The following is a 23,024-nucleotide window of genomic DNA, read 5'->3' as shown; positions in this document are numbered from 1 at the left end:
GACACAGATTTAATGTGTCAGTATGTTAAGCGGTGTATCGGCGTAAATGCCGTCATCTTGAATGCAGTTGTTGAAATTTCGTGCAATATAGGTGTTTCTGATTACGGCCGGGGCACCAAGGACGTCGTTGGCCTGGCCTGATACAATGCCTGTAAATTTAACCAGTGATGAAGCTAATCTCCTATGGATGTCTCCCACATTATCGACGCCCTCAATGACGCCCAGCGCGAGGCCGTGACCGCCCAGAATGACCACCTGCTGGTGCTGGCTGGCGCCGGCAGTGGCAAGACCCGGGTGCTGGTGCATCGGATCGCGTGGCTGATGCAGGTGGACCGGGTGCCACCCACCGGGATTCTGGCGGTAACTTTCACCAACAAGGCCGCACGGGAGATGCGCTACCGCATCGAGCAGATGATGGACATTCCGGCCCGGGGATTGTGGTTCGGCACGTTTCACGGCATTGCCCACCGCCTGCTGCGTTCACACTGGCAGGACGCGGGCCTGCCGGAGAATTTTCAGGTGCTGGACAGCGACGACCAGCTGCGGCTGATCAAGCGGGTGATGCGGGAACTGCAGATTGATGAGAGCCGCTGGCCGCCAAAACAGGCGCAGTGGTTCATCAACAGTCAGAAAGACGAAGGGCTGAGGGCGGATCATATTCAGGAGAACCCGGGGGATCAGTTCACCTCCACCATGCTGACGGTGTACCGCCAGTACGAAAAACTGTGCCAGCAAAGCGGGCTGGTGGACTTTGGCGAACTGCTGTTGCGCTCTCACGAGCTGTGGCTGCACCGGCCGGAGCTTCTGGCTCACTACCAGAGTCGTTTCCAGCATATTCTGGTGGACGAGTTCCAGGACACCAACACCATTCAGTACGCCTGGCTTCAGGTGCTGGCCAGCAACCGGGTGCCACTGACCGTGGTGGGGGACGACGACCAGTCCATCTACGGCTGGCGCGGCGCGAAAATTGAAAATATCCAGCAGTACCAGCGGGATTTTCCCAATGCCCGGCTGGTGCGGCTGGAGCAGAATTACCGCTCCACTCAGCTGATCCTGAAAGCGGCCAACTCGGTGATTGCCAACAACCAGGGCCGTCTTGGCAAGGAGCTGTGGACCGACGGGCCGGATGGCGAGCCCATCAGCCTGTATGCGGCCTTCAACGAGCAGGACGAAGCCAACTACATCGCCGACACCATCTCCAGTTGGGTGCAGGACGGTAATCTGCGCAGCGAATCCGCCATTCTGTACCGCTCCAACGCCCAGTCCCGGGTGCTGGAAGAATCCCTGATGCGCCAGGGCATCCCCTACCGGGTCTACGGTGGCTTGCGGTTCTACGACCGCCAGGAGATTCGCAACGCACTGGCGTACCTGCGCCTGGTGCATTACCGCCGCGACGACGCCGCGTTCGAGCGGGTGGTGAACATCCCGACGCGGGGCATCGGTGCCAAGAGTCTGGCGGAACTGCGGGAAGTGGCCACCGGCCAGAGCATTTCCCTGTGGGAGGCGGCCGAGCGGCTGCTGGACGCGGGGCTCATGAAAGGCCGCGCCAAAACCGGCCTGCAGTCGTTCATGCAGATCATCAATGACCTGGCCGAAATGGCCGACGACGCCTCCCTGCATGGATTGATGAAGCAGGTCATCGAGGCCAGTGGGCTGAAGGACTATCACGCCAGCGAAAAAGGCGAGAAGGGACAGGCCCGGGTGGAGAACCTGGAAGAACTGGTGAACGCGCTGTCGGATTTTGAGGTGGAAGAAGGCGTGGATCCGCTGGCGGAATTCATCGCCCAGGCGGCCCTGGACGCGGGTGAGTCCCAGGCCGAGTCCCACGAGGACAGCGTTCAGCTGATGACCCTGCATTCGGCCAAGGGCTTGGAGTTCCCGCTGGTGTTCCTGGCCGGCGTGGAGGAAGGCCTGTTCCCCCATAGCATGTCGCTGGAAGAGCCCGGGCGGATGGAAGAGGAGCGCCGCCTGGCGTACGTCGGGATAACCCGGGCGATGAAAAAGCTGGTGCTCACTTACGCGGAATCCCGGCGTTTGTACGGCCAGGAAAAGTTCAACGCCCTGTCCCGATTCGTGCGGGAGATTCCCGGCGACTGCATCCAGGAAGTGCGTCTTCGCAACACGGTCAGCCGCCCGATGATGATGGAGCGCCCCAACGAAAGCCTGTTCAGCCAGGACTCCGCGGCGCAATCCGGGTTCAGCCTGGGGCAGCGGGTGCGGCACCCCAAGTTTGGCGAGGGCATTGTCATGAACAGCGAGGGCACGGGGCATCACACCCGTGTGCAGGTCAATTTCGACGAGGGCGCCAAGTGGCTGGTGCTGGCCTACGCCCCGCTGGAGGCCTGCTAGTCGGCAAAGCCGTAGCGGGCGAGGATGGCCTGGGCTTTGTCGGTGGCGATGAAGTCGGCGAACTGCCAGGCCAGACGCTTGTCAGCTCCGTGCCGGGTGACGATGAAGGCCTGCTCCAGCGGACGGTGCAGGCTCTCGGGGATCAGCCAGTGGCTGCCGGCGGCCGACAGGCGAGGATTCAGCGCCAGTGACAGCGCCAGGATACCGGCGTCGGCATTGCCCGTTTCCACAAACTGCGCGGCCTGGGAGATATTGCTGCCAAGCACCAGTTTGCCGGTCAACTGCTCCCACACGCCAGCACCTTGCAGTGCTTCCTTAGCGCGGGCGCCATAGGGCGCGTGCTGAGGGTTGGCGATGGCGACCCGGCGGATGTCCGGCTGGGTCAGATCCTCCAGCCGCAGCGCCCGGGCGTCGTGTGTGGCACTCCAGAGCACGATCCGGCCCGTCGCATAGGTGGTGACCGGGGACGCGGCGAACCCCTGGGCCGCGAGTCTTTCGGGATAAGCGATATCGGCGGAAAAGTACAGGTCGTAGGGGGCTCCCTGGGCGATCTGGGTACTGAACTTGCCGGATGACCCATACACCACGGCAATCGCCTCTCCGAAGTGGCGCTCCCGGAATTGGGCAAGTATCTCGTCCATGGCAAATTTCAGCCCCGAGGCCGCCGCAACAAGGACCCGGTCTGCCAGCGCTGGCGATGCCCAGCACAGCAGGGCCAGAAGCAGAACAGCCCGCCAACGCCTCATGAGGATGCCGCCATCAGGCCTGTTCCGGTACTTCCCGGATGCGGCCATGCTCATCAATGGCCACGTACACGAACAGCCCTTCGGTGACCTTGCGGGGGTGTCTCGCCGCCCGGTCGAGCGTCCAGACTTCCACCTTGATCTTCATCGAACTGCGGCCAATATCCACCAGTTCGCAATAGCAGCCGACCTGGGACCCCACCCGTAACGGCGACAGAAACTCCATCCGGTCCATGGCCACGGTGGCGTTGCGCCCGTGGGAAATCCGGCCGGCCATGGTGGCGGCGGCAATGTCCATCTGTTTGACCAGCCAGCCGGCGAAGACATCGCCATTGGCGTTGGTGTCGGAGGGGAGGGGAACAATCTGAAGGGTCAGTTCGCCTTTAGGGGTGGGCTTGTCATCGTCGAACGCTGTCATGGAACCTGCCTTATTATAGTACTGCCAATTGTTATACCCGCATGTTAACGGCCCGCCGGCAGTCTGCAAGAAAATTTGCACCCGGTAATCTATATTTCAGTAGCTGTAACAAAGTTGTCATAGAGCCTCGGTAGTCTTCACTCATCGGTAAAGCCAACCCGACTAAAAAAGTCCAAATGAAAAATGGAGACTCAGCGTGATTAAACTGAAAACGGCCCTTACAACCGTAGCATTGGCGGGCAGCATCGCCGCCGTATCCACGCCGGCCATGGCCCGTGACACCATCAACATTGTAGGTTCCTCGACCGTTTACCCGTTCGCCACCGTGGTTGCCGAGCGTTTTGGTCGTAACACCGATTTCCCGACTCCGAAGCTTGAGTCCACCGGCTCCGGCGGCGGTCTGAAGCTGTTCTGCGAAGGTGTGGGTACTCAGCACCCGGACATCACCAACGCGTCACGTCGCATGAAGATCAGCGAATTCGAGAACTGCCAGGCCAACGGCGTTAAGGAAATCACTGAAGTACGTATCGGCGCTGACGGCATCGTTATGGCTAACTCCAGCGAGGGCGAAAAGATCGATCTGAGCCTGAAGCACGTGTTCCTGGCACTGGCGAAAGACGTTCCGAACCCGGATGGTGGTAACGAGCTGGTTGCCAACCCGTACCAGAACTGGAGCGAAATCGATTCCAGCCTGCCGGATATGGAAATCAGCGTCATGGGGCCCCCTCCGACTTCCGGTACCCGCGACGCGTTTGTTGAGCTGGCGATGGAAGGCGGTTGCAAGCAGTTCGAAATGATTGCTGCGATGGAAGATGCCAACGAAGACAAGTTCAAGAGTGTGTGTCACAGCATTCGTGAGGACGGTCCCTTTGTTGAAGCCGGTGAAAACGACAACCTGATCGTTCAGCGTCTGGTACAGGATCCGGAAACTCTGGGTATCTTTGGTTACAGCTTCCTGATGGAAAACCGGGGCCAGATCCAGGCCGCCACCATCGACGGTGTTGAGCCGACGCCCGAGTCCATTTCCGGTGATGAGTACCCGGTTGCCCGCTCCCTGTGGTTCTACATCAAGAAAGCACACGTTGGTGTGGTTCCGGGTATCCAGGAATACGTAGCTGAGTTCACCAGCGAAGGTACCTGGGGCGACAACGGTTACCTGGTTGACGTGGGCCTGATCCCGCTCCCGCGTGAGCAGCGCATGGCAACGGCCAAGCGTGTAAAAGATCTGGAGCCGATGACTGGCCAGGAACTGTAAGATTATTGAGGAGTAACGTCAGGGAAGACGAAAAGGAACGCGGGCCTGGGTCCGCGTTCCTTTTATTGCGTTCAGAGCAATATTTATGGCCAGTATGCTGGCAAAATAGATGCCCCTAGCGAATTAACACGCCAACACGACAGAGACTGTTATGCAGACGGCTAATCTTTTGCCCCTTGTTCTGGTTCTTGCGGTGGTTGCCTATGGACTCGCATTCATGCGATCCAGGGCGGTTGCAGCACCGCTTGGTGGAATCCGGAACCTGAAGGCGCTTCCTTTCTATTACGCGGCGAGGGCAGCACTCTGGTCCGCCATTCCTGCGCTTGTTGTACTGGCCGCGTGGGCCGGTTTTGAAGGCAAAGTCATTCAGGGCATTGTGATCGCCTCGTTGCCTCAGGATGTCTGGCCCGAGTCAGCAGGGCAGGCCAGCCTGATTCTCTCCCAGATCAGTAACGTGGCCGCGGGCAAACTGAATCCCGACTTCGTGCCCGAGCACATTGCAGGCGCTGCAGGCCTGCTGGAGACCCTGCGGGAGCAAAGCCGAACCTTTAAAGCGATTCTTGTTCTGCTGATAGCGGTTCTGGGCGCTGCGTTTGCGTGGTCCCGTGTTGCGCCCCATATCAACGCCCGGGAAAGCGTCGAGAGAACCCTTCGTCGAATTTTCTTTGTGTGTGCCGCCGTAGCGGTGCTAACGACCGTGGGCATCGTGTTCTCGGTCATTTTTGAAACCGTTCGTTTTTTTGGCCGGGTGCCGATCACCGAGTTTTTGTTCGGTACGTCCTGGAGTCCCCAGACTGCCCTGCGCGCTGATCAGGTAGGGTCTGATGGCGCTTTCGGTATGATCCCGCTGTTTACCGGCACGCTGTTGATATCGGCCATCGCGCTGCTGGTGGCGGTGCCGGTGGGGCTGCTTTCGGCAATTTACCTCTCGGAGTACGCCACCAAGCGCGTGCGCGCGACGGTGAAGCCGTTAATGGAAATGCTCGCCGGGGTGCCGACGGTTGTGTACGGCTTCTTCGCAGCACTGACGGTGGCACCGTTTATCCGCGATCTGGCGGAGATGATCGGCCTGGAAGCTTCTTCCCAGAGCGCCCTTGCGGCTGGGCTGGTGATGGGCGTTATGATCATTCCGTTTGTTTCATCGCTGTCAGATGACGTGATCAACGCCGTTCCCCAGACGCTTCGCGACGGCTCCCTCGCGTTGGGGGCTACCCAGTCTGAAACCATGAAGAACGTGATCTTCCCAGCCGCATTGCCCGGCATCATCGGGGGTATTCTGCTGGCGGCTTCGCGGGCGATTGGTGAAACCATGATTGTGGTCATGGCCGCAGGCCTGGCGGCGAATCTGACCGCAAATCCGCTGGATTCGGTCACTACGGTGACGGTTCAGATCGCCACACTGCTGGTGGGTGACCAGGAATTCGACAGCGCCAAGACCCTGTCCGCCTTCGCGCTGGGCATGATGCTGTTCGTGGTCACGTTGCTGCTCAACGTCATTGCACTCAAGATTGTTCGCAAATATAGGGAACAGTATGACTGATCAACGTTCTCAGGCGGAGATAGTCCGTCAGTCCCTGAAACGCCGGTATCGCAAGGAGCGCCGGTTCCGCCTGTACGGCATTCTGGCGATCTTCATTGCGCTCGCGTCTCTGTTCATCCTGTTCGCCGATATCATCGGCAAGGGCCACACTGGGTTCGTGAAAACCACCATCACCCTGGACGTGCCGCTGAACTCGGATGCCATGTATCTCGACGATCCGACGGACAAGGATCAGATCTCCATGGCGGATTTCTCTGCGCCAATCATCGCTGCACTGCAGACTCACTTCCCGGAGGCCGAGGGCGGTTCTGCCCGGCGCGAGTTGGCGCGGATGGTGGGCAGCTACGCGCCCAGTGAGGTCCGCAGGTTGCTCGAGAAAAATCCGGAGCTGCTCAACACCACCCAGACCATGGAGTTTCTCGCGCACGACACGGTGTCGGTGTATGTGAAACACGCGGACAATCCCAGCTACAGCATTCGTCTGTCAGAGCGCCAGCAGGGCTGGGTGGATGAGCTGGTGGAGAAAGGCGTTATTGATACCAGTTTCAACGACGTGTTGTTCAGCCGTGGCGACTCGCGGGAGCCGGGTAATGCCGGCATTCTCGGCGCCATCGTGGGCTCGCTGCTGACTATGCTGGTCACCCTGGCGATCTCGTTTCCGATGGGCATCGCGGCGGCGATTTACCTGGAGGAGTTCGCGCCCCAGAACCGGATCACTGACTTCATCGAGGTCAATATCAACAACCTGGCCGCTGTGCCCTCGATCATCTTCGGTCTGCTGGGTCTCGCGGTGTTTATCGGGCTGTTCGGCATGCCAAGGTCGGTGCCGGTGGTGGGCGGTCTGGTGCTGGCCCTGATGACCCTGCCAACCATCATCATTTCCAGCCGTGCCGCCATCAAGAGCGTGCCGCCGTCCATTCGCGAGGCCGCCGAGGGCATCGGCGCCTCGAAGATGCAGGTGGTGCTTCACCACGTAGTGCCCCTGGCGATGCCTGGCATGCTGACCGGCTCCATCATCGGCATGGCGCAGGCGCTGGGTGAAACCGCACCGCTGCTGTTGATCGGTATGGTGGCGTTTATCGTCGATGTGCCGGACGGATTCTTCAGTTCCGCGACGGTACTGCCGGTACAGATTTACCTTTGGGCAAGCAGTTCCGAGCAGGGCTTCGTTGAGCTGGCGTCGGCCGGCATCATGGTGCTGCTTGCCTTTATGATCAGTATGAATGCATTGGCCATCTGGCTTCGAAAGCGTCTTGAGCGCCGGTGGTAAAGGAGAAAGTTATGAATATGAACGAGTCGATTTCCCGTGCAGCTGACAACTCGGATGAGACCGTGATGAGTGCCCAGGAGCCGGAGGCAGAAACCCGCCGGGAAGACATCAAGGTGGAAGAGGGCAAAACCGTCGGCGTCCCCTACGCCGACGACCCCAAGTTCAAGCTCCGCAACGTGGAGGTGTTCTACGGCGAGGATCGCGCCATCAAGGACATCAGTCTGGACATTGCCCGCAACGAGGTGATCTCGTTCATCGGCCCGTCCGGCTGCGGCAAGTCCACCTTCCTGCGCTGCCTCAACCGCATGAACGACAGCATCGATATCTGCCGCGTCAAAGGTCAGCTGATGCTGGATGACGAGGACATCTACCACTCGAAGAAAGACGTGGTGGAGCTGCGCGCCCGCGTCGGAATGGTGTTCCAGAAACCGAACCCGTTCCCGAAGTCCATTTACGACAACGTGGCCTACGGCCCACGCATTCACGGCCTGGCCAACCGCAAATCGGATCTCGATGAGATTGTCGAGAACAGCCTGCGCAAGGCCGGCCTGTGGGATGAAGTGAAGGACCGTCTGGATGCGACCGCCACCGGCATGTCCGGTGGTCAGCAGCAGCGCCTGTGCATTGCGCGTGCGATCGCGGTCAGCCCGGAAGTGATCCTGATGGACGAGCCGTGTTCGGCACTGGACCCGATTGCGACCGCGAAGGTGGAAGAGCTGATCTCCGAAATGTCGGAGACCTACACCATCGTGATCGTAACCCATTCCATGCAGCAGGCCGCGCGGGTGTCTCACCGCACCGCGTATTTCCATCTGGGGCATCTGGTGGAAGTGAACGAAACCACCAAGGTTTTCACCTCGCCCGAGCACGAGCTGACGGAATCCTACATCACCGGTCGTTTCGGCTGATCCGGTTATTGCAGAATATTGGAGAACAGAGTTATGCCAACCAAAAAGGACGATGTGTACGGCGACCACATTTCCCACAAGTTCAACGACGAACTGATGGAGCTCAAAACCGAGTTCCTGAAAATGGGCGGTATGGTGGAAGCCCAGGTAGACCGGGCCATCCAGGCACTGGTGGATAACGATGGTCACCTGGCAGACGAAGTGCGCGCCGGTGATAAGAAAGTCGACCAGATGGAAATGGACATCGACGAAGAGGCGACCCTGATCATCGCCCGCCGTCAGCCCACTGCCCGGGATCTCCGGCTGGTGATCTCGGTCATCAAGATGGTGGCGGATCTGGAGCGGGTCGGGGACGAAGCGAAGAAAATCGCCAAGTTCGCCATCAAGCTCAACGAGGAAGGTCAGGCCCCCCGCGGCTACGTGGAAGTCCGCCACATCGGCAACCATGTGCTGAGCATGCTGCACGATGCCCTGGACGCCTTTGCCCGTCTGGATTCACAGCAGGCGTTGCGGATCATGAAAGAAGACAAACGGGTGGACGAAGAATACCAGGCGGCCACGCGCACTTTGCTGACGTTCATGATGGAAGACACCCGTAACATCTCCCGCTGCATGTCAGTGATGTGGGTGCTTCGAGCCCTCGAGCGAGTGGGCGATCACGCCTGCAACATTGCCGAGAACGTGATCTTCATGGTCAAGGGCGAGGACGTTCGACATACGCCGGTGGAAGAGGCTGAGAAAGTCGTCGGCCGCTGATCTTGTTTTTTAGGCTTGGGGGGAGGGCCGGTGTGTGGTTCGGCTTTCCGGGACACGCTCAAGCCATCCCTGGTCGCTTATCTTTCGCCATCCATGGCGAAAGATAGTCCCGGAAAGCCGAACCACACACCGGCCAACCGGAACTTTGAGTAGCTTCCGCCTGCTTCCACTGAAGCACCGCAAATTACTTTGATGGATGGGCACCCAGTTCGAGCAAGTGGGTTGGTCCTGCTATTTGGGACTATCTTTGGCCATGGATGGCCAAAGCTAAGCGCGCATGGATGCCTTGAGCGTGTCCCAAATAGCAGGACCAATCCGCTTGCCGCCCCCAAGGTCAAACGCCGGAACAACCCACAAAAGAATCAGACCTGCTTCATTTTGTCCGTATAAGGCGGCCACCCCAGAGGCTTGCCGGCCAGCACATGCAGGTGGATGTGAAACACCGTCTGCCCCGAATTCTCGCCGCAGTTCATCACCACGCGATAGCCGTCGTCCGCGAAACCCTTCTCTTTGGCGATCTTTGCGGCCACCAGGTACAGGTGCCCCACAAGCTCCCGATCCGCTTCGGTAAGGTCGTTGATCGTCGCGATGGGTTTTTTCGGGATCACCAGAAAGTGCACCGGCGCCTGGGGATTGATATCACTGAAAGCGAGGCTGATGTCGTCCTCGTAAAGGATGTCCGCCGGGATCTCGCGGTTGATGATCTTGGTGAAAATCGTTTCTGACATGGTGGCTCCTTGCTGTGTTGGTGTGCCGGAGTCAGAGCTGATTCAGCCCCGGCAACCGGGAAGTGATCTGTTTGAGAATCGCCGGCAGTTCCTCGTCTATGCCCATGGCGTATCGCGCCACCCGATTGCGGGCGAAGGGCAGGGCGCGGGCGGCCCCGAGGCCGAGGTTGCGCAGCAGGTGCACCGGCGGGATGCGATTGCTGAACAGGTAATAGAACGCGTCCATGGCCAGCATCATGCGGCGATTGGCCGGGCGGCGTTGCTGCTCGTAGCGGTCCAGCCATTGCCGGTCCGCGAGGTCCGCGCCGCTGCGCCGGGCTTCACGGAGCATGGCCTGCAGGCAGGCGGCGTCCTGAAAGCCGAGGTTGACGCCCTGGCCCGCCAGCGGGTTGATGGTGTGGGCGGCGTCCCCGACCAGTACGACGCGACGGTGATGGTAGTGTTTGGCGTGTTGGCGGGCGATGGGGAAGCTGGCGCGGGCGTCGATGTGGGTCAATGGCGGCAGATCCGCGGGAAACCCCTTCTGGATTTCTGCCAACAGCGCTTCGTGATCCAGCGTTTTCAGCCGCGCCAGGGTCTCCGGCGCATCGTACCAGACCAGGGACGCCCAGCTTTCCCCGGGGTGGGCATCGCCGGCGCTGTGCAACGGCAAAAATGCCCGTGGCCCGGACGGATGGAAGGCCTGCCAGGTGATGTCCTGCGCCTCGCCGCGGTAACGAACAGAGACGACCATGGCCTGTTGCGCATACTGGTCCCGGGTCACGCCAATGCCCGCCAGGTCCCGTACCCGCGACTGGGCGCCGTCGGCGCCGATAACCAGCTGGCAGGTCAGGGTGTCGCCATTGTCCAGAGTCACCGTGGCATGGGTCTCTGCGCTTTCCAGCGCCGTCACGCCGGTGCCGGGCAGCAGCGTTACCGATGGCTGGGCTTCGGCGCACTGCCATAACGCCTGTTGGGTAATCCGGTTTTCGACAATGTGGCCGAGGTGGGTGGCGGAGTGGCCGAGGTGGGTGGCGGACAGGTCCGCGGCGTTGAACAGCACCTCGGTGGCAGTACGGGGAATCAGGTTGCTGAGCGGGTGGCGGGCGGCATCCCACACCGCAAGGCGACGGTACACCGTGGCACGCAGGTCGAGGATCGGGGACCACGCCCCCAGCTGTTGCAGGTAGCGTTCGCTGCCGGCACTGAGCGCCGACACCCGGATATCCGGCGCCGCCTCTGCGTCGAACTGCGGGGCGTTCTGCTTGTCCACCAGCGCAACCCGAAAGCCATTCTGGCCAAGTCCGCTGGCCAGGGCGGCACCCACCATGCCGGCACCGACCACAACCATGTCAAAAGCTTGAGTCATAACGGGTTCCTGTCTGAGATCCCCAGTTTACGCGATGGAGGATTTCAGACAAGCAGCCCGCTTCAGTAACCGGCCAGACTCGATACCCTGGTGTCGGCCAGCTCGTCCGGTCGCTGACGCCGCTTGGCAAGCCAGGCCGGTTTCTGCGCGCCCGGTTTCACAAAACCCTGATTCAGCACCATGGGCTGCACCAGGTTCAGGAAATCGGCGGTTTTCATATGCACCGATTCGGTGTGGCTGCCGGCGGCGAACGCCAGTTCCGGTTGCTCGGTCAGTGACTCCGCGCAATAAACCGACATGCCAAAGAGGTTGCCAAAGGGGGGCATAGCGCCCACTTCGCAATCGGGAAAGCGGTCCTGGAATTCCTGCTCGTCGGCGAGGTCGACAAAATCGGTGTCCAGAATGCCGGAAAGCCGGTCCCAGCGAATGCGCCAGGTGGCTGGCATCACCAGCATGGCCATCTTGCCATCGAGCTCGATGATGACGGTTTTCACCACCCGGTCGCCGGCAATTTTAACGTGATGGGCTAGTTGTTGGGCGGTGAACGCCGTGGGATGGGACAGGCACATGTATTCCAGGCCTGCCTGATCGAGAAAGTCCTTCAACTGCTGTACCGGCATAGTGACAACCTCCTACCAGCAATGACAGCGGGGCGGGGGCCGGTGATTGCGCTGAGCCTGGCCCCGGTGGCCTGGCGCCCGCCGGTAAGGCCGGCAGGCGCCATTAACGTCAGCTTAGTTGAGGTTGCACAGAATGCGAGCCGGTAACCGGTTTATTGAGACGTCTGTCCCGATTCCCCGTGGGTGTACAGGTGCACATCGCGCTGCGGGAAGGGAATGCTGATGCCTTCGGCATCGAACGCCTTCTTCACTTTTTCCTGCATGTCCCAGTAGTAGGGCCACAGATCGTCGGTGGCCACCCAGGCGCGGAACATGATGTCGACGGAGTTGTCACCCAGCCCGCCAACACAGATGCGCGGTGGCGGGTCCATCAGCGACCGGTCATCCTCCTCGAACAGGCGCTGGCAGATGGCCTTGGCGGCGTCGATGTCGTCGTTGTACCCAATGCCGAAGGTCATGTCGCAACGGCGCTTGTCGTAGATGCTGACGTTCACCAGCGTGGCGTTGGATAGACTGCCGTTGGGGATCACAATGCGGCGGTTGTCGAAGGTGTTGACCACGGTGTAAAGAATGCTGATTTCCGCCACGGCGCCAAGGAAGCCCTCGGCCTCAATGGTGTCACCCACCTTGAACGGTTTGAAGATCAGAATCAGCACCCCCCCGGCAAAGTTCGCCAGGCTGCCCTGCAAGGCCAGGCCAATGGCCAGACCGGCGGCACCGATCACCGCGATGAACGAGGTGGTGGCGATGCCGACCATCGAGGCGGCGGAGATCACCAGCAGAATCTTGAGAACGGCGCCGATCAGGCCGCACAGGAACTTATTGAGGGTCGGGTCTTTTTCCCCGAGTTTTTTGTCGAGAACGCCGATAAAGCGGTTGATCAGCCAGAGGCCGACCACCAGTGTGATGATGGCGAGAACGACCTTGGGGGCGTAAGCCATGACCAGGGCGATGCCCTGGTCGACGAATTCGGACGCGCGCCCGCTCTCTCCGAACAACTCTTCCATCGGGTGACTCCTTGTTCTTGATCAGATTATCGATTGAATGGCTTGGTGAACGTGGTTACAGCAAAGCCGAAACCGGCGCAGATTGCAACTTGCTGGTAAGCCCGTCGGGCCGTTGTTACGAATTCCGTGACCGATTGGCCCAATCGACGATGACGTCGGGAGCCCCCTGGACCACCACCCGGCCCTGTTTCTGGCTGAGCTGGTAGTCGTACATCGGGTCGTAGTAGTTTTCCAGTAGCGCGCGAATCCAGGCGTCGTGAAGACGGGTGTCACCGCTGCGCTGTTGCTCTTCGAGGGCGGCGGTCATCATCGTCCGCAGCTCCCGGTGGCGTTCACCGCCCAGGCGCTTGCGGATGCGGTCCAGGGCGCTGAGCAGGTAGTCGTGGAAGTTGAGCCAGCCGGCCTCGTCGCCGTCCCGGGCGGTGTAGTCGGCCAGCATGCTTTCCACATAGTCCTCCCGGATGATGGCGATGCGTTCTGCCATCGGTTGCTCCAGTACCATCAGCGGTACTTCCGACATGCGCTGCTTCAGAGTTTCCGGCAGGGCGCAGCGCCCCACCAGGCGGCTCTCGTCTTCCAGGTAAATCGGCCCGCCCGCGTGATGGGTGGCCTTGAGCATGGCCACTGCCAGGCGATTCTCGAAGTCGATCTGGGACGGTTGCGGCGTTACCTGGCGACCGAAACTGGACCCGCGGTGATTGGCCAGCCCCTCAAGATCCACCGGGTTGGGTAATTGCTGCAGGACGCGGGTCTTACCGGTGCCGGTGCGGCCACTGAGAATCCGGAAGTCCGAGGAGGCTATCAGCGATTCCAGGCTGTCGATGAGGAACCGGCGCAGCGCCTTGTAACCGCCCTTGACCAGCGGATAGTCGATGCCGGCATCGCGAATCCACTGCTGGGTCAGGCGTGACCGCAGGCCGCCCCGGAAGCAGAACAGATAGCCGTCGGGGTGAGTGGCAACGAAGCGTTTCCACGCCTCGATGCGGTGCGCCTTGATGTCGCCTGCCACCAGCTGATGGCCCAGTTCAATGGCGCGGTCCTGGCCCTTTTCCTTGTAGCAGATGCCCACCCGATGACGCTCCTCGTCGTTCATCAGTGGCGCATTCTCGGCGGTCGGGAAGCTGCCCCTGGTAAATTCCACAGGGGCCCGCACGTCCATCAGCGGCACGTCGTTGAGGAACAGGGACAGGTAGTCTTCGGTGTCGGGTCTGGAGGCCATCGGGGTGTCGGATTACTGGAAAAAATGAGGTTGCAGTATAACGAAGAGACTGTTTTTATGCTCGTTTGCGGGCACCGCCGGAGACGTGATGTACCAGAGCCGACTCAATCAGCATTTGCAGAAGACCCTCAGCCGCGGCCGTGTTGCGGTCACCCACCCGCGCGGGTGTCCTGATATCGGCCTTCATCTGTTCGATCCGTCGGTGCTGGAGGGGCCGTTGAGCCATGACGAAGCCCAGGCGGTGGTGGGTGAGCCGGCCTACTGGTCGTTCTGCTGGGCCAGCGGCCAGGTACTGGCCCAGTGGATCCTGTCGCATCCCGAGCAGGTGGCAGGCAAGCGGGTGCTGGATTTTGGCGCCGGTTCCGGGGTTGTGGCGATCGCCGCGGCCATGGCCGGGGCCGCTGAAGCCATTGCCTGCGATATTGATCCGGCGGCGCTGGATGCCGTCGCCGCCAATGCCCAATTGAATGGGGTCACCGTCACCCTGTGCGGGGACTGGCATCAACGCCCTGAGCCCATTGATCTGGTCGTGGCGGCGGATGTGCTGTACGACCCGGAAAACCGACCGTTGCTGCAGGCGTTCAGGGCCGCGGCCCCGGAAGTGTTGTTGGCGGATTCGCGGGTCAAAGACCTGGGGGATGACCAGTACCATCGGCTCACGGTTATCGAAGGCAGGACCTGGCCGGATCTCAATGAATTCGAAGAGTTCAATCAGGTCAGAATCTATCGGGTGGCGGGGAATCCGTAAACACAAAAAAATAAAGGGCAACCCGTAGGCTGCCCTTTTCGGAACAGGTCGTCGCGTCCTTGCGATGTCTGCAACTGCCGTGTTGCGTTGTCCTTGTGCCACTCCATGGTGCCAGCGTCCGAGCCGGCAATCCGAATATTATCCTTTAAGCGAGGCGTCCCTGTGTCCTTGCCTCTCCCTGCATCCGTTGCCGGGGTGCATCCAGTGCGTCGTCCTTTTCCCTGTCATCCCTGACACCTTCACTATAGCAAGCCTGATGTGACCTGCCGGTGTCGGAAATGTGTCAGTTCCGGTGTTCCCGTCGGTTTACAATTGCGGTGTCTTTAAAAACAGTTGGTTACAAAATGCGGCGGTCAGCCTCGTCGCGCCGCTTACAAAATGTTACAGAAAAGTCGCACATATCGTGTGGGAAATATCTCACACAGTTTCGGGCGAAATGCTCACATCCGGTTTTTGGAGCGATGTCGTGACTTCGCTCTGCCCCTGAGCCCGGGCCACGGCAGCAGGCCAATGGCCATGCCTGCGGCATCGGCGGTCACATCGGCCAGGGAGAAATCCCGGTGGGGCAGTTGCGACTGGATGACCTCAATCAGCAATCCGAAACCCAGCACGGCCGGCACTAGCCGGAGCGGGTTGATCCGCGGCCAGGCCAGCCGCGCCACCACGGTCAGTTCCGCGAACGCCACCAGGTGATTGATCTTGTCATTGGCGGAGGCCGGCAGTGGATAGGGCGTGCTGGTGGTGGCCAGGTAAAGAATGCCCGTCACCGAGATCAGTACGCCCACCCGCCAAAGTGGTTGGCAGTCGAGAATCTGATCAAGCTGGCTTTTCAGTGCGTCCATCAGGGGAATCCGGTAGCTATCGGGCTGTGGTGGCAGTGGCAACATGATATGCTTTGCGCCCCGTCACTGTCATCGAAACGGAGGTACTGCCACCTATGTTGAAGGGAAACTTTTTTCGTGGCCTGGGTTACCTCGGTGAAGGGTTCCGGTTGATTCGCCAACCGGGCCTGCGCTTGTTTGTCATCATTCCCCTGGTGATCAACGTCCTGCTGTTCGGTCTGCTGTTCTATTTTCTCGCGGAACTGTTCGCCGCCATGATTGCCGCAGCCATGGGCTGGCTGCCGGATTGGGCCTGGTTGCAGAGCCTGGACTGGCTGTTCTGGATTCTCTACGGCGTGGTGATCCTGCTGATGCTGGCCTATGGTTTTGTGATTCTGGCCAATCTGATCGGCGCCCCGTTCTACGGTTATCTGGCGGAGCTGACCGAGAAGCACCTGACCGGCCAGGAGGTCAGTACCGACGATAGCTGGGGGCAGATCGTGCGGGATATCCCCCGCGTACTCTGGCGCGAAGTGCAGAAGATTCTTTATTACCTGCCCCGCGCCATTGGTTTGTTGATCATTGGTCTGATTCCCGTAGTAAACCTGGTGGCCGCGGTTCTGTGGTTTCTCTTCAACTGCTGGATGATGGCGCTGCAGTACGTGGATTACCCGGCGGACAACCACAAAGTCAGTTTTCCCGCACTGCGCCGGCTGCTGGGCGATACCCGGCTGTCTGCCTTCGGTTTCGGCCTGCCGGTGGCACTGGCTGCCATGGTGCCGGTGCTGAATCTGGTGGTGGTGCCGGCGGCGGTGTGTGGCGCGGCTGCTTACTGGGTGCGTGAGAATGGCGCGGATCTCAAACAGCTGCCGTCGTGACCGGCACGACAGCAACGAATTTACAGCTACCCTGAACTAAAATGCGACGGAGGTTTCTTGGACGCATCGGATTTTGTCATCGGCCAGCGTTGGGTCAGCCACAGCGACGCCGGCCTCGGGCTCGGAATTGTCACCGATATCTCGGGCCGACGAGTAACGCTGGGTTTCCCGGCGGCAGACGAGGAGCGCACCTACGCCATCGATAACGCCCCCCTGTCCCGTATCATTTACCAGATCGGTGAGGAGATCGAGACCTTCGACGGTGAGCGATACACGGTCCGGGCGGTGGAGGAGCTCGGTGGCGTGCTGATGTATCACGCCGAAGTCAGTGCCGACGACAACGACACTCTCCAGCAGATTTCCGAGGTCAAACTGAGCAGCTCGGTGAATTTTTCGGCCCCCCACCAGCGCCTGTTCGCCGGCCAGTTTGATCGTAATGGCGCCTTTCGCCTGCGGGTGGCGACCCTGCAGCATCAGGAGCGCTTGCGGGCCTCCTCGGCCCAGGGCCTGATCGGCGCCCGCACCCAGCATTTACCCCATCAGATCTATATTGCCCATGAGGTCGCCCGTCGCCATGCCCCGCGGGTGCTTCTGGCGGACGAAGTGGGGCTGGGCAAGACCATAGAAGCGGGCCTGATCCTGCATTACCAGCTGCACACCGGCCGCGCCAGACGGGCGCTGATCGTGGTGCCGGATTCGCTGATCCATCAATGGCTGGTGGAAATGCTGCGGCGCTTCAACCTGCGCTTCTCCATTATTGACCAGGGCCGCTACGACGCGCTGGCGGAGAGTGAGGACGACGTCGACGCCCTGATGAACAAGGTGTTCGGAGACTCCTACGCAAGCAATCCGTTTGAGAGTGATCAGCTGGTGCTGTGCAGCCTCGATTTTCTGATGTCGAGTCCGCAGGCGCAAAAAGATGCGGTGGCGGCTGGCTGGGACCTGATGGTGGTCGATGAGGCCCATCATCTGGCCTGGAGTCCGGAACAGGCCAGCCCGCAATACCAGCTGGTGGAAGAGCTGTCGGCCTCCAGCCACGGGCTGCTGCTGTTGACAGCGACACCGGAACAGGTGGGTGTGGCCAGTCATTTCGCCCGATTGCGGCTGCTCGATCCCGCCCGGTTTCATGATCTCGAGGCCTTCCGCGAGGAGGAGCAACAGTACGAAGCCATCAATGCCGTGGTGCGCCGCCTGCAGGATGACAGTGACGGCCTGACGGCGAACGATCGCGCCGCCCTGAAAAACTGGCTCGGTGATGAGCTGGCGGTACTGGAAAAAGCCGCTGAGCCGCAGCAGGCCATCATTGATGCCCTGCTTGATCGGCATGGCACCGGGCGCGTGTTGTTCCGCAATACCCGGGCGGCGATACAGGGCTTTCCCGAACGTCGGGCGCTGCCAGTGCCGCTGCCCTGTCCCGAGAGCTACCAGCCTTACCGTTTCGGCCTCGACAACCTGGCGCCGGAGCGGGTCCTTGATGAGGAGCAGTGGCTGGCAGAAGACCCCCGGGTGGCCTGGCTGGAGAAAGCCCTGGCCAGCCTGAAGCCGGCCAAGGTGGTGGTGATCTGTGCCCACGCCAGCACCGCCATGGCGCTCGAAAGTTATCTGCAGTTGCGGGCCGGTATCCGCAGCGCCGCGTTCCACGAGCACCTGAGCCTGATCGAGCGTGACCGGGCTGCGGCCTATTTCTCGGACACCGAGCAGGGTGCCCAGGCGCTGATCTGTTCGGAAATTGGCAGTGAAGGCCGCAATTTCCAGTTCGCCCATCATCTGGTGTTGTTCGATTTGCCCGCCAACCCCGACCTGCTCGAGCAGCGCATCGGGCGGCTGGACCGCATCGGTCAGTCCGACACCATTGATATTCACATTCCCTATCTGCAGGGCACCGTCCAGGAAGCCCAGTTCCGCTGGTTCCACGAGGGCCTCAACGCCTTCAGCGAGAGCTGCTCCGTCGGGGTGGCGGTGCAGGAGAAGGTGCAGGCCCAGTGGCAACAGGTGGCAGAGGGTGAGCTTGCCGGGCTGGACGCCTTGCTGCAGGCATCCACAGCGGAGGCTGACCGCCTGCGCACCTTACTGCAGAACGGCCGTGATGCGCTGATCGAAATGAACTCCTGTCGCCCCGATGTGGCGACCGACCTGATCCGCCAGATCGAAACGGAGGAGGGCTCCGCCGAGGTTCGCGACTACATGATGGAAGCGTTCGACATCCTCGGTGTTGAGGTGGAGGACCATTCCGAACACGCGGATGTGCTTCGACCCGGGGAACATTACCATGCTGGCCACGTGTCGGATTTGCCCGAGGACGGACTGACGGTCACCTGGAGCCGACAACAGGCACTGGAGCGGGAAGACCTGGCCTTCATGAGCTGGGAGCACCCGCTGGTGACCGGGGTGATGGACTCGGTCACCAGTTCCGGCCTCGGCAAGGCCGCCCTGGCCAGCCTGTCGGTGAAGGCGTTGCCCGCCGGCACCCTGCTACTGGAGGCGTTGTTCACCGTACACTGCCCGGCGCCGGAAGCGCTGCAGCTGTCCCGTTACCTGCCGGTGTCGCCACTGCGGCTGCTGGTGGACGTGAACGGCCGTGATCTGTCTGCGGCCTTGCCCCACGATCGCCTCAACGACCTGTGCTCCAATATCCGACGCCGCACTGCCCAGGCGGTAGTGCCCCAGGTGCGGCCTCAGGTGGAAACCATGGTGGATCATGCCGAACGGCTGGCGGAGCCTCATCTGGAGCCGATGCGGGAGCGCGCCCTGGATCAGCTGCGGCAGGTGTTCGAGCCAGAGATCCGCCGCCTGGAAGCACTGAAGCAGGTGAATCCGGCCATCCGGGACGAGGAAATCGGCTTCTTCCGCGATCAGTTCGCGGCGGCGCAGTCGGCTATTGAGCAGGCCAGCCTCGCATTGGAGGGCATCCGGGTCATTGTAACTGCCTGATCATGATGTGGTTACTGGTCAGGGATCATCTGATCAGGTACTTTGAACGTAACGAAATGTAGTCTTCGATATTCAATCCATGGATGACAGAGAGAACCTATGATGACTTTCATTCTGCTTTTGATCGCGGTGGTCGGTCTGTTGATCGTGATGCGCCGTGAATCGGGTGCCAAACCGGCCATCGGCGTCATGGTGGTGGTGGGTCTGGCGTCACTGCTGTTCGCCTCCGGCACCCTCGCGCTGATTCTGTTCATCGGCGCCGCGGTGACCGCCGCCGCCGGGCTGCCCGGATTCCGTAAGTCCTGGCTGACGCCCCGGGTGTTCGCCATGTTCAAGAAAGTGGCGCCGAAAGTCTCGGAAACTGAAAAAGTCGCTCTTGAGGCAGGAACCGTGGGTTGGGATGGTGAGCTGTTCACCGGCCAGCCGGACTGGCACAACCTGCTGATCAACCGCAACACCGGGCTGACCGAAGAGGAGCAGGCGTTTGTCGACAACCAGTGCGTGCAGGCCATTTCCATGTGCAACGCCTGGGACCTGGCCGTTGAGCGCGCCGATCTGCCGAAGGAGCTGTGGGATCATCTGAAGAAAGAAAAGTTCTTCGGCATGATCATTCCGAAGGAATACGGTGGTCTTGGCTTCTCGGCCAAGGCCCAGACTGCGGTGCTGCAGAAGCTCGCCGCTAACGAAATGCTGATGGTCACCGTGGGCGTGCCCAACTCCCTCGGCCCCGGCGAGCTGCTGGTCAAGTACGGTACGGAAGAGCAGAAAAACCATTACCTGCCGCGTCTGGCCGACGGCCGCGAGATCCCCTGTTTCGGCCTCACCGGCCCGCGTGCTGGGTCGGATGCCACGTCGCTGCCGGACACCGGGATCGTCTGCAAGCAGGAGGTGGACGGCAAGGAAGTGGTCGGCATTCGCCTCAACTTCGAGAAGCGCTGGATCACCCTGGCGCCGATCGCCACGGTGGTCGGGTTGGCCTTCCGCATGTTTGACCCGGACGGGCTGCTGGGCGACAAGGAAGATTACGGTATTACCTGCGCACTGATCCCCCGCGACACCAAGGGTATGGAAATTGGTCGCCGGCACTGCCCCATCGGTACCCCGTTCATGAACGGGCCGATCAACGGTAAGGACGTGTTTATCCCGCTGGATTACATTATCGGTGGCCAGGAAATGGCCGGTGAGGGCTGGCGCATGCTGGTGGAATGCCTGTCGGTGGGCCGCTGTATCACCCTGCCGTCCGGCGCGGCCGGCGCCGCGGCGTATGCCGCAGGTACAGCCGGTGGCTTCACCCGCATCCGTCGTCAGTTCAATACCCCGGTGGCCGATATGGAAGGGGTGCAGGAGCCGCTGGCACGTATCGCCGCGAAGACCTACATCACCCAGGCGGCGGTCAACCACACCGCCAACATGATTGATAAGGGCGAGAAGCCGGCGGTGCCGTCGGCGATCCTCAAGTACCACCTCACCGAATTCCAGCGTGGCGTGCTGACGGACGCGATGGATGTTCACGGTGGCAAGACCGTGACCCTTGGCCCGCGCAACTACCTGGGCATCGGCTTCAGTGGTGCTGCGGTGTCGATCACCGTGGAAGGCGCCAACATCATGACCCGCAGCCTGATGATCTTTGGTCAGGGGGCCATTCGCTGTCATCCCTACGTGCTCAAGGAGCTGGCGGCGAAAGACAGCGACGATATCGATGCCTTCGACGACGCGTTCTTCGGTCACGCCGGGCTGATCTTCGGCAACGCTGCCCGCGCCTTTACCCAGGCGCTGGGGCTTGGCCGCGCCGATGTGCCGTTTGACAGCGCCAGCCGCCGTTACGCTCAGGCGGTTGCGCGCTTCAGTGCCGCCTTCGGTCTGTGCGGCGATGCCGCCATGACCACCCTGGGCAGCGAACTGAAAATGCGCGAGCTGATTTCTGCGCGTCTGGGCGACATGCTTTCCAATCTCTATCTGGCGTCCATGGTGCTGAAGAACTGGCACGAGACCCAGCCGGTGGAAGGCGAGAAAGAGGTGATGGAGTACAGTCTTGCGCTGCTGCTGAACCGCACCGAGAGCGCGCTGGATGAGTTCCTGCAGAACCTGCCGAACCGTCCGGTTGCCCTGGCCCTGCGCGCGGTGACTATGCCGCTGGGTCGTCGCTGGGACGCACCCCACGATGATCTGTCGCGCAAACTGGCTCGCGCCATTTCCACCGACACCGCCATTCGCAGCAAGCTGACGGCCAGTACCTGGACCACAGCCGGCGAGGGCGGGCTGGAAAACCCGCTGGCTCAGTACAACGGTTTGCTCAAGGACTACGACAAAGCCGAGCAGCTGTACCGTAAAGCCACCAAGGCGTATGCCAAGGGGGAACTGCCGATGACCGCGCTGCATCCGGAGGAACGCTTCGAGGCGGCACTGGAGGCGGGTGTCTTCAGCAAGGAAGAGGCCGACTTTATGCGTCAGTATGAATCGGTGGTACTGGAAATGCTGACGGTGGACGACTTCCCGTTCGACGAGTTCGCCCGCAACAAGGAAACGGTCATTGACCACAACCCCGCGTAAACGGGCGCGCCGCTGACTATGTGGCTGTCGTTTCTAGCAGTGAGTGTTGGCGCCGTGATCGGCGCCAACCTGCGCTGGGCACTCGGTCTGTGGCTCAACGCCAGTTATCACGCCATTCCCCTGGGTACGCTGGTGGCGAACCTGGCGGGGGGCTGGCTGGTGGGGCTGCTGATCGGGTTTTTCATGGACGGCAGCAGTCTGGCTCCGGAGTGGCGGTTGTTTGCCATTACCGGACTTTGCGGCGCGCTGACCACGTTTTCCACCTTTTCGCTGGAAATGTTTGCTGCTCTCCAGGAAGGTAAATGGAGCATGGCGATCGCCGGTGTGCTGGCCCATGTCGTTGGTTCCATCCTCATGACAGCACTGGGAATTTACACCTTTGGCCTGCTCAAAGGCTGATCGGTAACTTTACCTACACAAATTCCTGAAAATACCCTTGGCAATCCCGGAAATCAGGAGTAGAGTGGTTTGCGTAGGAAAGATTAGTAAAGCATTTCATGAATATGACGTACCTCCGCTGTTAGTAGTGACCGTCCTGTTTTTGATTCCGCGATTTCTGTTTTTCCGTAACACGCTGACCCCGCACCACTAGGGTGCCTGGCAGCAGATAATATGATTGATTTCAGGAAATTTTAGTATGTCTACTACTACCGGTACTGTTAAGTTCTTCAACGAAGCAAAAGGCTTTGGCTTTATCACTCGTGAAGGCGGCCCGGACGTTTTTGTTCACTACAGCGCTATTCAGGGCAGCGGTTTCAAGACTCTGGCAGAAGGCCAGCAGGTTGAGTTCACCGTTACCCAGGGCCAGAAAGGTCCTCAGGCGGAGAACGTTACTGCTCTGTAAATAACAGAGGGTAACCGCCCAAAAAGGCAGCTTCGGCTGCCTTTTTTTGTGCCTGACTGTCAGGGCGCTGGGTGCTTAATTAGGGTCTCCC

20 protein-coding genes are annotated in these 23,024 nt (G+C 60.6%); 12 read left to right on the top strand and 8 right to left on the bottom strand.

Annotated elements, in window-relative coordinates; all coding sequences use genetic code 11:
• Positions 1-183 precede the first annotated feature (183 nt).
• On the top strand, positions 184-2,349 hold the full coding sequence (gene uvrD / locus DYI22_RS08100; RefSeq protein WP_213477543.1) for a DNA helicase II: 2,166 nt from the start codon (positions 184-186) through the stop codon (positions 2,347-2,349).
• On the opposite strand, the gene modA is transcribed toward uvrD, so the two are convergent.
• Positions 2,346-3,095: a molybdate ABC transporter substrate-binding protein gene (gene modA / locus DYI22_RS08095; RefSeq protein WP_213477542.1), complete on the bottom strand. Its 750-nt coding sequence runs from the start codon at positions 3,093-3,095 to the stop codon at positions 2,346-2,348. The genes uvrD and modA overlap by 4 nt on opposite strands.
• 13 nt (positions 3,096-3,108) lie before the next feature.
• On the bottom strand, positions 3,109-3,510 hold the full coding sequence (locus DYI22_RS08090; protein WP_213477541.1) for an acyl-CoA thioesterase: 402 nt from the start codon (positions 3,508-3,510) through the stop codon (positions 3,109-3,111).
• A gap of 196 nt (positions 3,511-3,706) precedes the next feature.
• Between DYI22_RS08090 and DYI22_RS08085 the strand changes: the two genes are divergently transcribed.
• The 5 genes from DYI22_RS08085 to phoU all read left to right on the top strand — a co-directional run bounded on the left by DYI22_RS08085 (position 3,707) and on the right by phoU (position 9,239).
• Positions 3,707-4,765: a substrate-binding domain-containing protein gene (locus DYI22_RS08085; protein WP_213477540.1), complete on the top strand. Its 1,059-nt coding sequence runs from the start codon at positions 3,707-3,709 to the stop codon at positions 4,763-4,765.
• Positions 4,766-4,916: 151 nt separating this feature from the next.
• The gene (gene pstC, locus DYI22_RS08080; RefSeq protein WP_213477539.1) at positions 4,917-6,305 is read left to right on the top strand and encodes a phosphate ABC transporter permease subunit PstC; all 1,389 of its coding nucleotides are present in this window, start codon (positions 4,917-4,919) and stop codon (positions 6,303-6,305) included.
• Positions 6,298-7,575 carry a phosphate ABC transporter permease PstA gene (gene pstA, locus DYI22_RS08075; protein ID WP_213477538.1) on the top strand — a complete coding sequence of 426 codons (1,278 nt, stop codon included), beginning with the start codon at positions 6,298-6,300 and terminating at the stop codon, positions 7,573-7,575. Before pstC ends, pstA begins: the two co-directional genes overlap by 8 nt.
• A 65-nt stretch (positions 7,576-7,640) precedes the next feature.
• Positions 7,641-8,483, top strand: a complete 843-nt coding sequence (gene pstB / locus DYI22_RS08070; RefSeq protein WP_416234577.1) for a phosphate ABC transporter ATP-binding protein PstB — start codon at positions 7,641-7,643, stop codon at positions 8,481-8,483.
• 33 nt (positions 8,484-8,516) lie between these two features.
• Positions 8,517-9,239, top strand: a complete 723-nt coding sequence (phoU, locus tag DYI22_RS08065) for a phosphate signaling complex protein PhoU (RefSeq protein WP_213477536.1) — start codon at positions 8,517-8,519, stop codon at positions 9,237-9,239.
• 362 nt (positions 9,240-9,601) lie between these two features.
• On the opposite strand, the gene DYI22_RS08060 is transcribed toward phoU, so the two are convergent.
• The 5 genes from DYI22_RS08060 to mnmH all read right to left on the bottom strand — a co-directional run bounded on the left by DYI22_RS08060 (position 9,602) and on the right by mnmH (position 14,161).
• The gene (locus DYI22_RS08060; protein WP_213477535.1) at positions 9,602-9,967 is read right to left on the bottom strand and encodes a histidine triad nucleotide-binding protein; all 366 of its coding nucleotides are present in this window, start codon (positions 9,965-9,967) and stop codon (positions 9,602-9,604) included.
• Positions 9,968-9,998: 31 nt separating this feature from the next.
• A complete protein-coding gene (locus DYI22_RS08055; RefSeq protein WP_213477534.1) occupies positions 9,999-11,315 on the bottom strand; it encodes an FAD-dependent monooxygenase in 1,317 nt (438 codons plus the stop codon).
• A gap of 62 nt (positions 11,316-11,377) precedes the next feature.
• Complete coding sequence (locus tag DYI22_RS08050; RefSeq protein ID WP_213477533.1) at positions 11,378-11,935, bottom strand: aminoacyl-tRNA deacylase; 558 nt, start codon at positions 11,933-11,935, stop codon at positions 11,378-11,380.
• 152 nt (positions 11,936-12,087) lie between these two features.
• Complete coding sequence (locus DYI22_RS08045; protein WP_213477532.1) at positions 12,088-12,942, bottom strand: mechanosensitive ion channel family protein; 855 nt, start codon at positions 12,940-12,942, stop codon at positions 12,088-12,090.
• A gap of 115 nt (positions 12,943-13,057) precedes the next feature.
• The gene (gene mnmH, locus DYI22_RS08040; protein ID WP_213477531.1) at positions 13,058-14,161 is read right to left on the bottom strand and encodes a tRNA 2-selenouridine(34) synthase MnmH; all 1,104 of its coding nucleotides are present in this window, start codon (positions 14,159-14,161) and stop codon (positions 13,058-13,060) included.
• An 88-nt stretch (positions 14,162-14,249) separates the two neighbouring features.
• On the opposite strand from mnmH, the gene DYI22_RS08035 reads away from it, so the two are divergent.
• Complete coding sequence (locus DYI22_RS08035) at positions 14,250-14,909, top strand: class I SAM-dependent methyltransferase (RefSeq protein ID WP_213477530.1); 660 nt, start codon at positions 14,250-14,252, stop codon at positions 14,907-14,909.
• A 440-nt stretch (positions 14,910-15,349) separates the two neighbouring features.
• Here DYI22_RS08035 and DYI22_RS08030 read toward each other — a convergent pair whose 3' ends face one another.
• Positions 15,350-15,751, bottom strand: coding sequence for a VanZ family protein (locus tag DYI22_RS08030; RefSeq protein ID WP_213477529.1), 402 nt, complete (start codon positions 15,749-15,751; stop codon positions 15,350-15,352).
• A 95-nt stretch (positions 15,752-15,846) separates the two neighbouring features.
• On the opposite strand from DYI22_RS08030, the gene cysZ reads away from it, so the two are divergent.
• The 5 genes from cysZ (at position 15,847) to DYI22_RS08005 (ending at position 22,933) form a co-directional block, all read left to right on the top strand.
• On the top strand, positions 15,847-16,608 hold the full coding sequence (cysZ, locus tag DYI22_RS08025) for a sulfate transporter CysZ (protein WP_213477528.1): 762 nt from the start codon (positions 15,847-15,849) through the stop codon (positions 16,606-16,608).
• A gap of 57 nt (positions 16,609-16,665) precedes the next feature.
• Entirely contained in the window at positions 16,666-19,539 is a 2,874-nt protein-coding gene (gene rapA, locus DYI22_RS08020; protein ID WP_213477527.1) for an RNA polymerase-associated protein RapA, read from the top strand.
• 102 nt (positions 19,540-19,641) lie between these two features.
• Complete coding sequence (locus DYI22_RS08015) at positions 19,642-22,089, top strand: acyl-CoA dehydrogenase (protein WP_228300913.1); 2,448 nt, start codon at positions 19,642-19,644, stop codon at positions 22,087-22,089.
• An 18-nt stretch (positions 22,090-22,107) separates the two neighbouring features.
• Positions 22,108-22,488 carry a fluoride efflux transporter CrcB gene (crcB, locus tag DYI22_RS08010; RefSeq protein ID WP_213477525.1) on the top strand — a complete coding sequence of 127 codons (381 nt, stop codon included), beginning with the start codon at positions 22,108-22,110 and terminating at the stop codon, positions 22,486-22,488.
• A 238-nt stretch (positions 22,489-22,726) separates the two neighbouring features.
• Complete coding sequence (locus DYI22_RS08005) at positions 22,727-22,933, top strand: cold-shock protein (RefSeq protein WP_041340064.1); 207 nt, start codon at positions 22,727-22,729, stop codon at positions 22,931-22,933.
• Positions 22,934-23,024 lie beyond the last annotated feature (91 nt).

The sequence above is a fragment of the Marinobacter lipolyticus genome, assembly GCF_018424605.1.
Classification (GTDB): domain Bacteria; phylum Pseudomonadota; class Gammaproteobacteria; order Pseudomonadales; family Oleiphilaceae; genus Marinobacter; species Marinobacter lipolyticus_B.
Note: the sequence above shows the minus strand (reverse complement) of the source record. Positions and strands in the feature narration are given on the sequence as shown.

Bases quoted from the DNA above. Each gene is read 5' to 3' on its own strand.
- DYI22_RS08035 (WP_213477530.1), top strand. From the start codon at position 14,250: ATGTACCAGAGCCGACTCAATCAGCATTTGCAGAAGACCCTCAGCCGC.
- pstC (WP_213477539.1), top strand. From the start codon at position 4,917: ATGCAGACGGCTAATCTTTTGCCCCTTGTTCTGGTTCTTGCGGTGGTT.
- pstA (WP_213477538.1), top strand. From the start codon at position 6,298: ATGACTGATCAACGTTCTCAGGCGGAGATAGTCCGTCAGTCCCTGAAA.
- crcB (WP_213477525.1), top strand. From the start codon at position 22,108: ATGTGGCTGTCGTTTCTAGCAGTGAGTGTTGGCGCCGTGATCGGCGCC.
- DYI22_RS08015 (WP_228300913.1), top strand. From the start codon at position 19,642: ATGACTTTCATTCTGCTTTTGATCGCGGTGGTCGGTCTGTTGATCGTG.
- DYI22_RS08030 (WP_213477529.1), bottom strand. From the start codon at position 15,751: ATGGACGCACTGAAAAGCCAGCTTGATCAGATTCTCGACTGCCAACCA.
- DYI22_RS08090 (WP_213477541.1), bottom strand. From the start codon at position 3,510: ATGACAGCGTTCGACGATGACAAGCCCACCCCTAAAGGCGAACTGACC.
- DYI22_RS08045 (WP_213477532.1), bottom strand. From the start codon at position 12,942: ATGGAAGAGTTGTTCGGAGAGAGCGGGCGCGCGTCCGAATTCGTCGAC.
- DYI22_RS08060 (WP_213477535.1), bottom strand. From the start codon at position 9,967: ATGTCAGAAACGATTTTCACCAAGATCATCAACCGCGAGATCCCGGCG.
- DYI22_RS08005 (WP_041340064.1), top strand. From the start codon at position 22,727: ATGTCTACTACTACCGGTACTGTTAAGTTCTTCAACGAAGCAAAAGGC.
- modA (WP_213477542.1), bottom strand. From the start codon at position 3,095: ATGAGGCGTTGGCGGGCTGTTCTGCTTCTGGCCCTGCTGTGCTGGGCA.
- DYI22_RS08050 (WP_213477533.1), bottom strand. From the start codon at position 11,935: ATGCCGGTACAGCAGTTGAAGGACTTTCTCGATCAGGCAGGCCTGGAA.
- mnmH (WP_213477531.1), bottom strand. From the start codon at position 14,161: ATGGCCTCCAGACCCGACACCGAAGACTACCTGTCCCTGTTCCTCAAC.
- pstB (WP_416234577.1), top strand. From the start codon at position 7,641: ATGAGTGCCCAGGAGCCGGAGGCAGAAACCCGCCGGGAAGACATCAAG.
- uvrD (WP_213477543.1), top strand. From the start codon at position 184: ATGGATGTCTCCCACATTATCGACGCCCTCAATGACGCCCAGCGCGAG.
- cysZ (WP_213477528.1), top strand. From the start codon at position 15,847: ATGTTGAAGGGAAACTTTTTTCGTGGCCTGGGTTACCTCGGTGAAGGG.
- phoU (WP_213477536.1), top strand. From the start codon at position 8,517: ATGCCAACCAAAAAGGACGATGTGTACGGCGACCACATTTCCCACAAG.
- DYI22_RS08055 (WP_213477534.1), bottom strand. From the start codon at position 11,315: ATGACTCAAGCTTTTGACATGGTTGTGGTCGGTGCCGGCATGGTGGGT.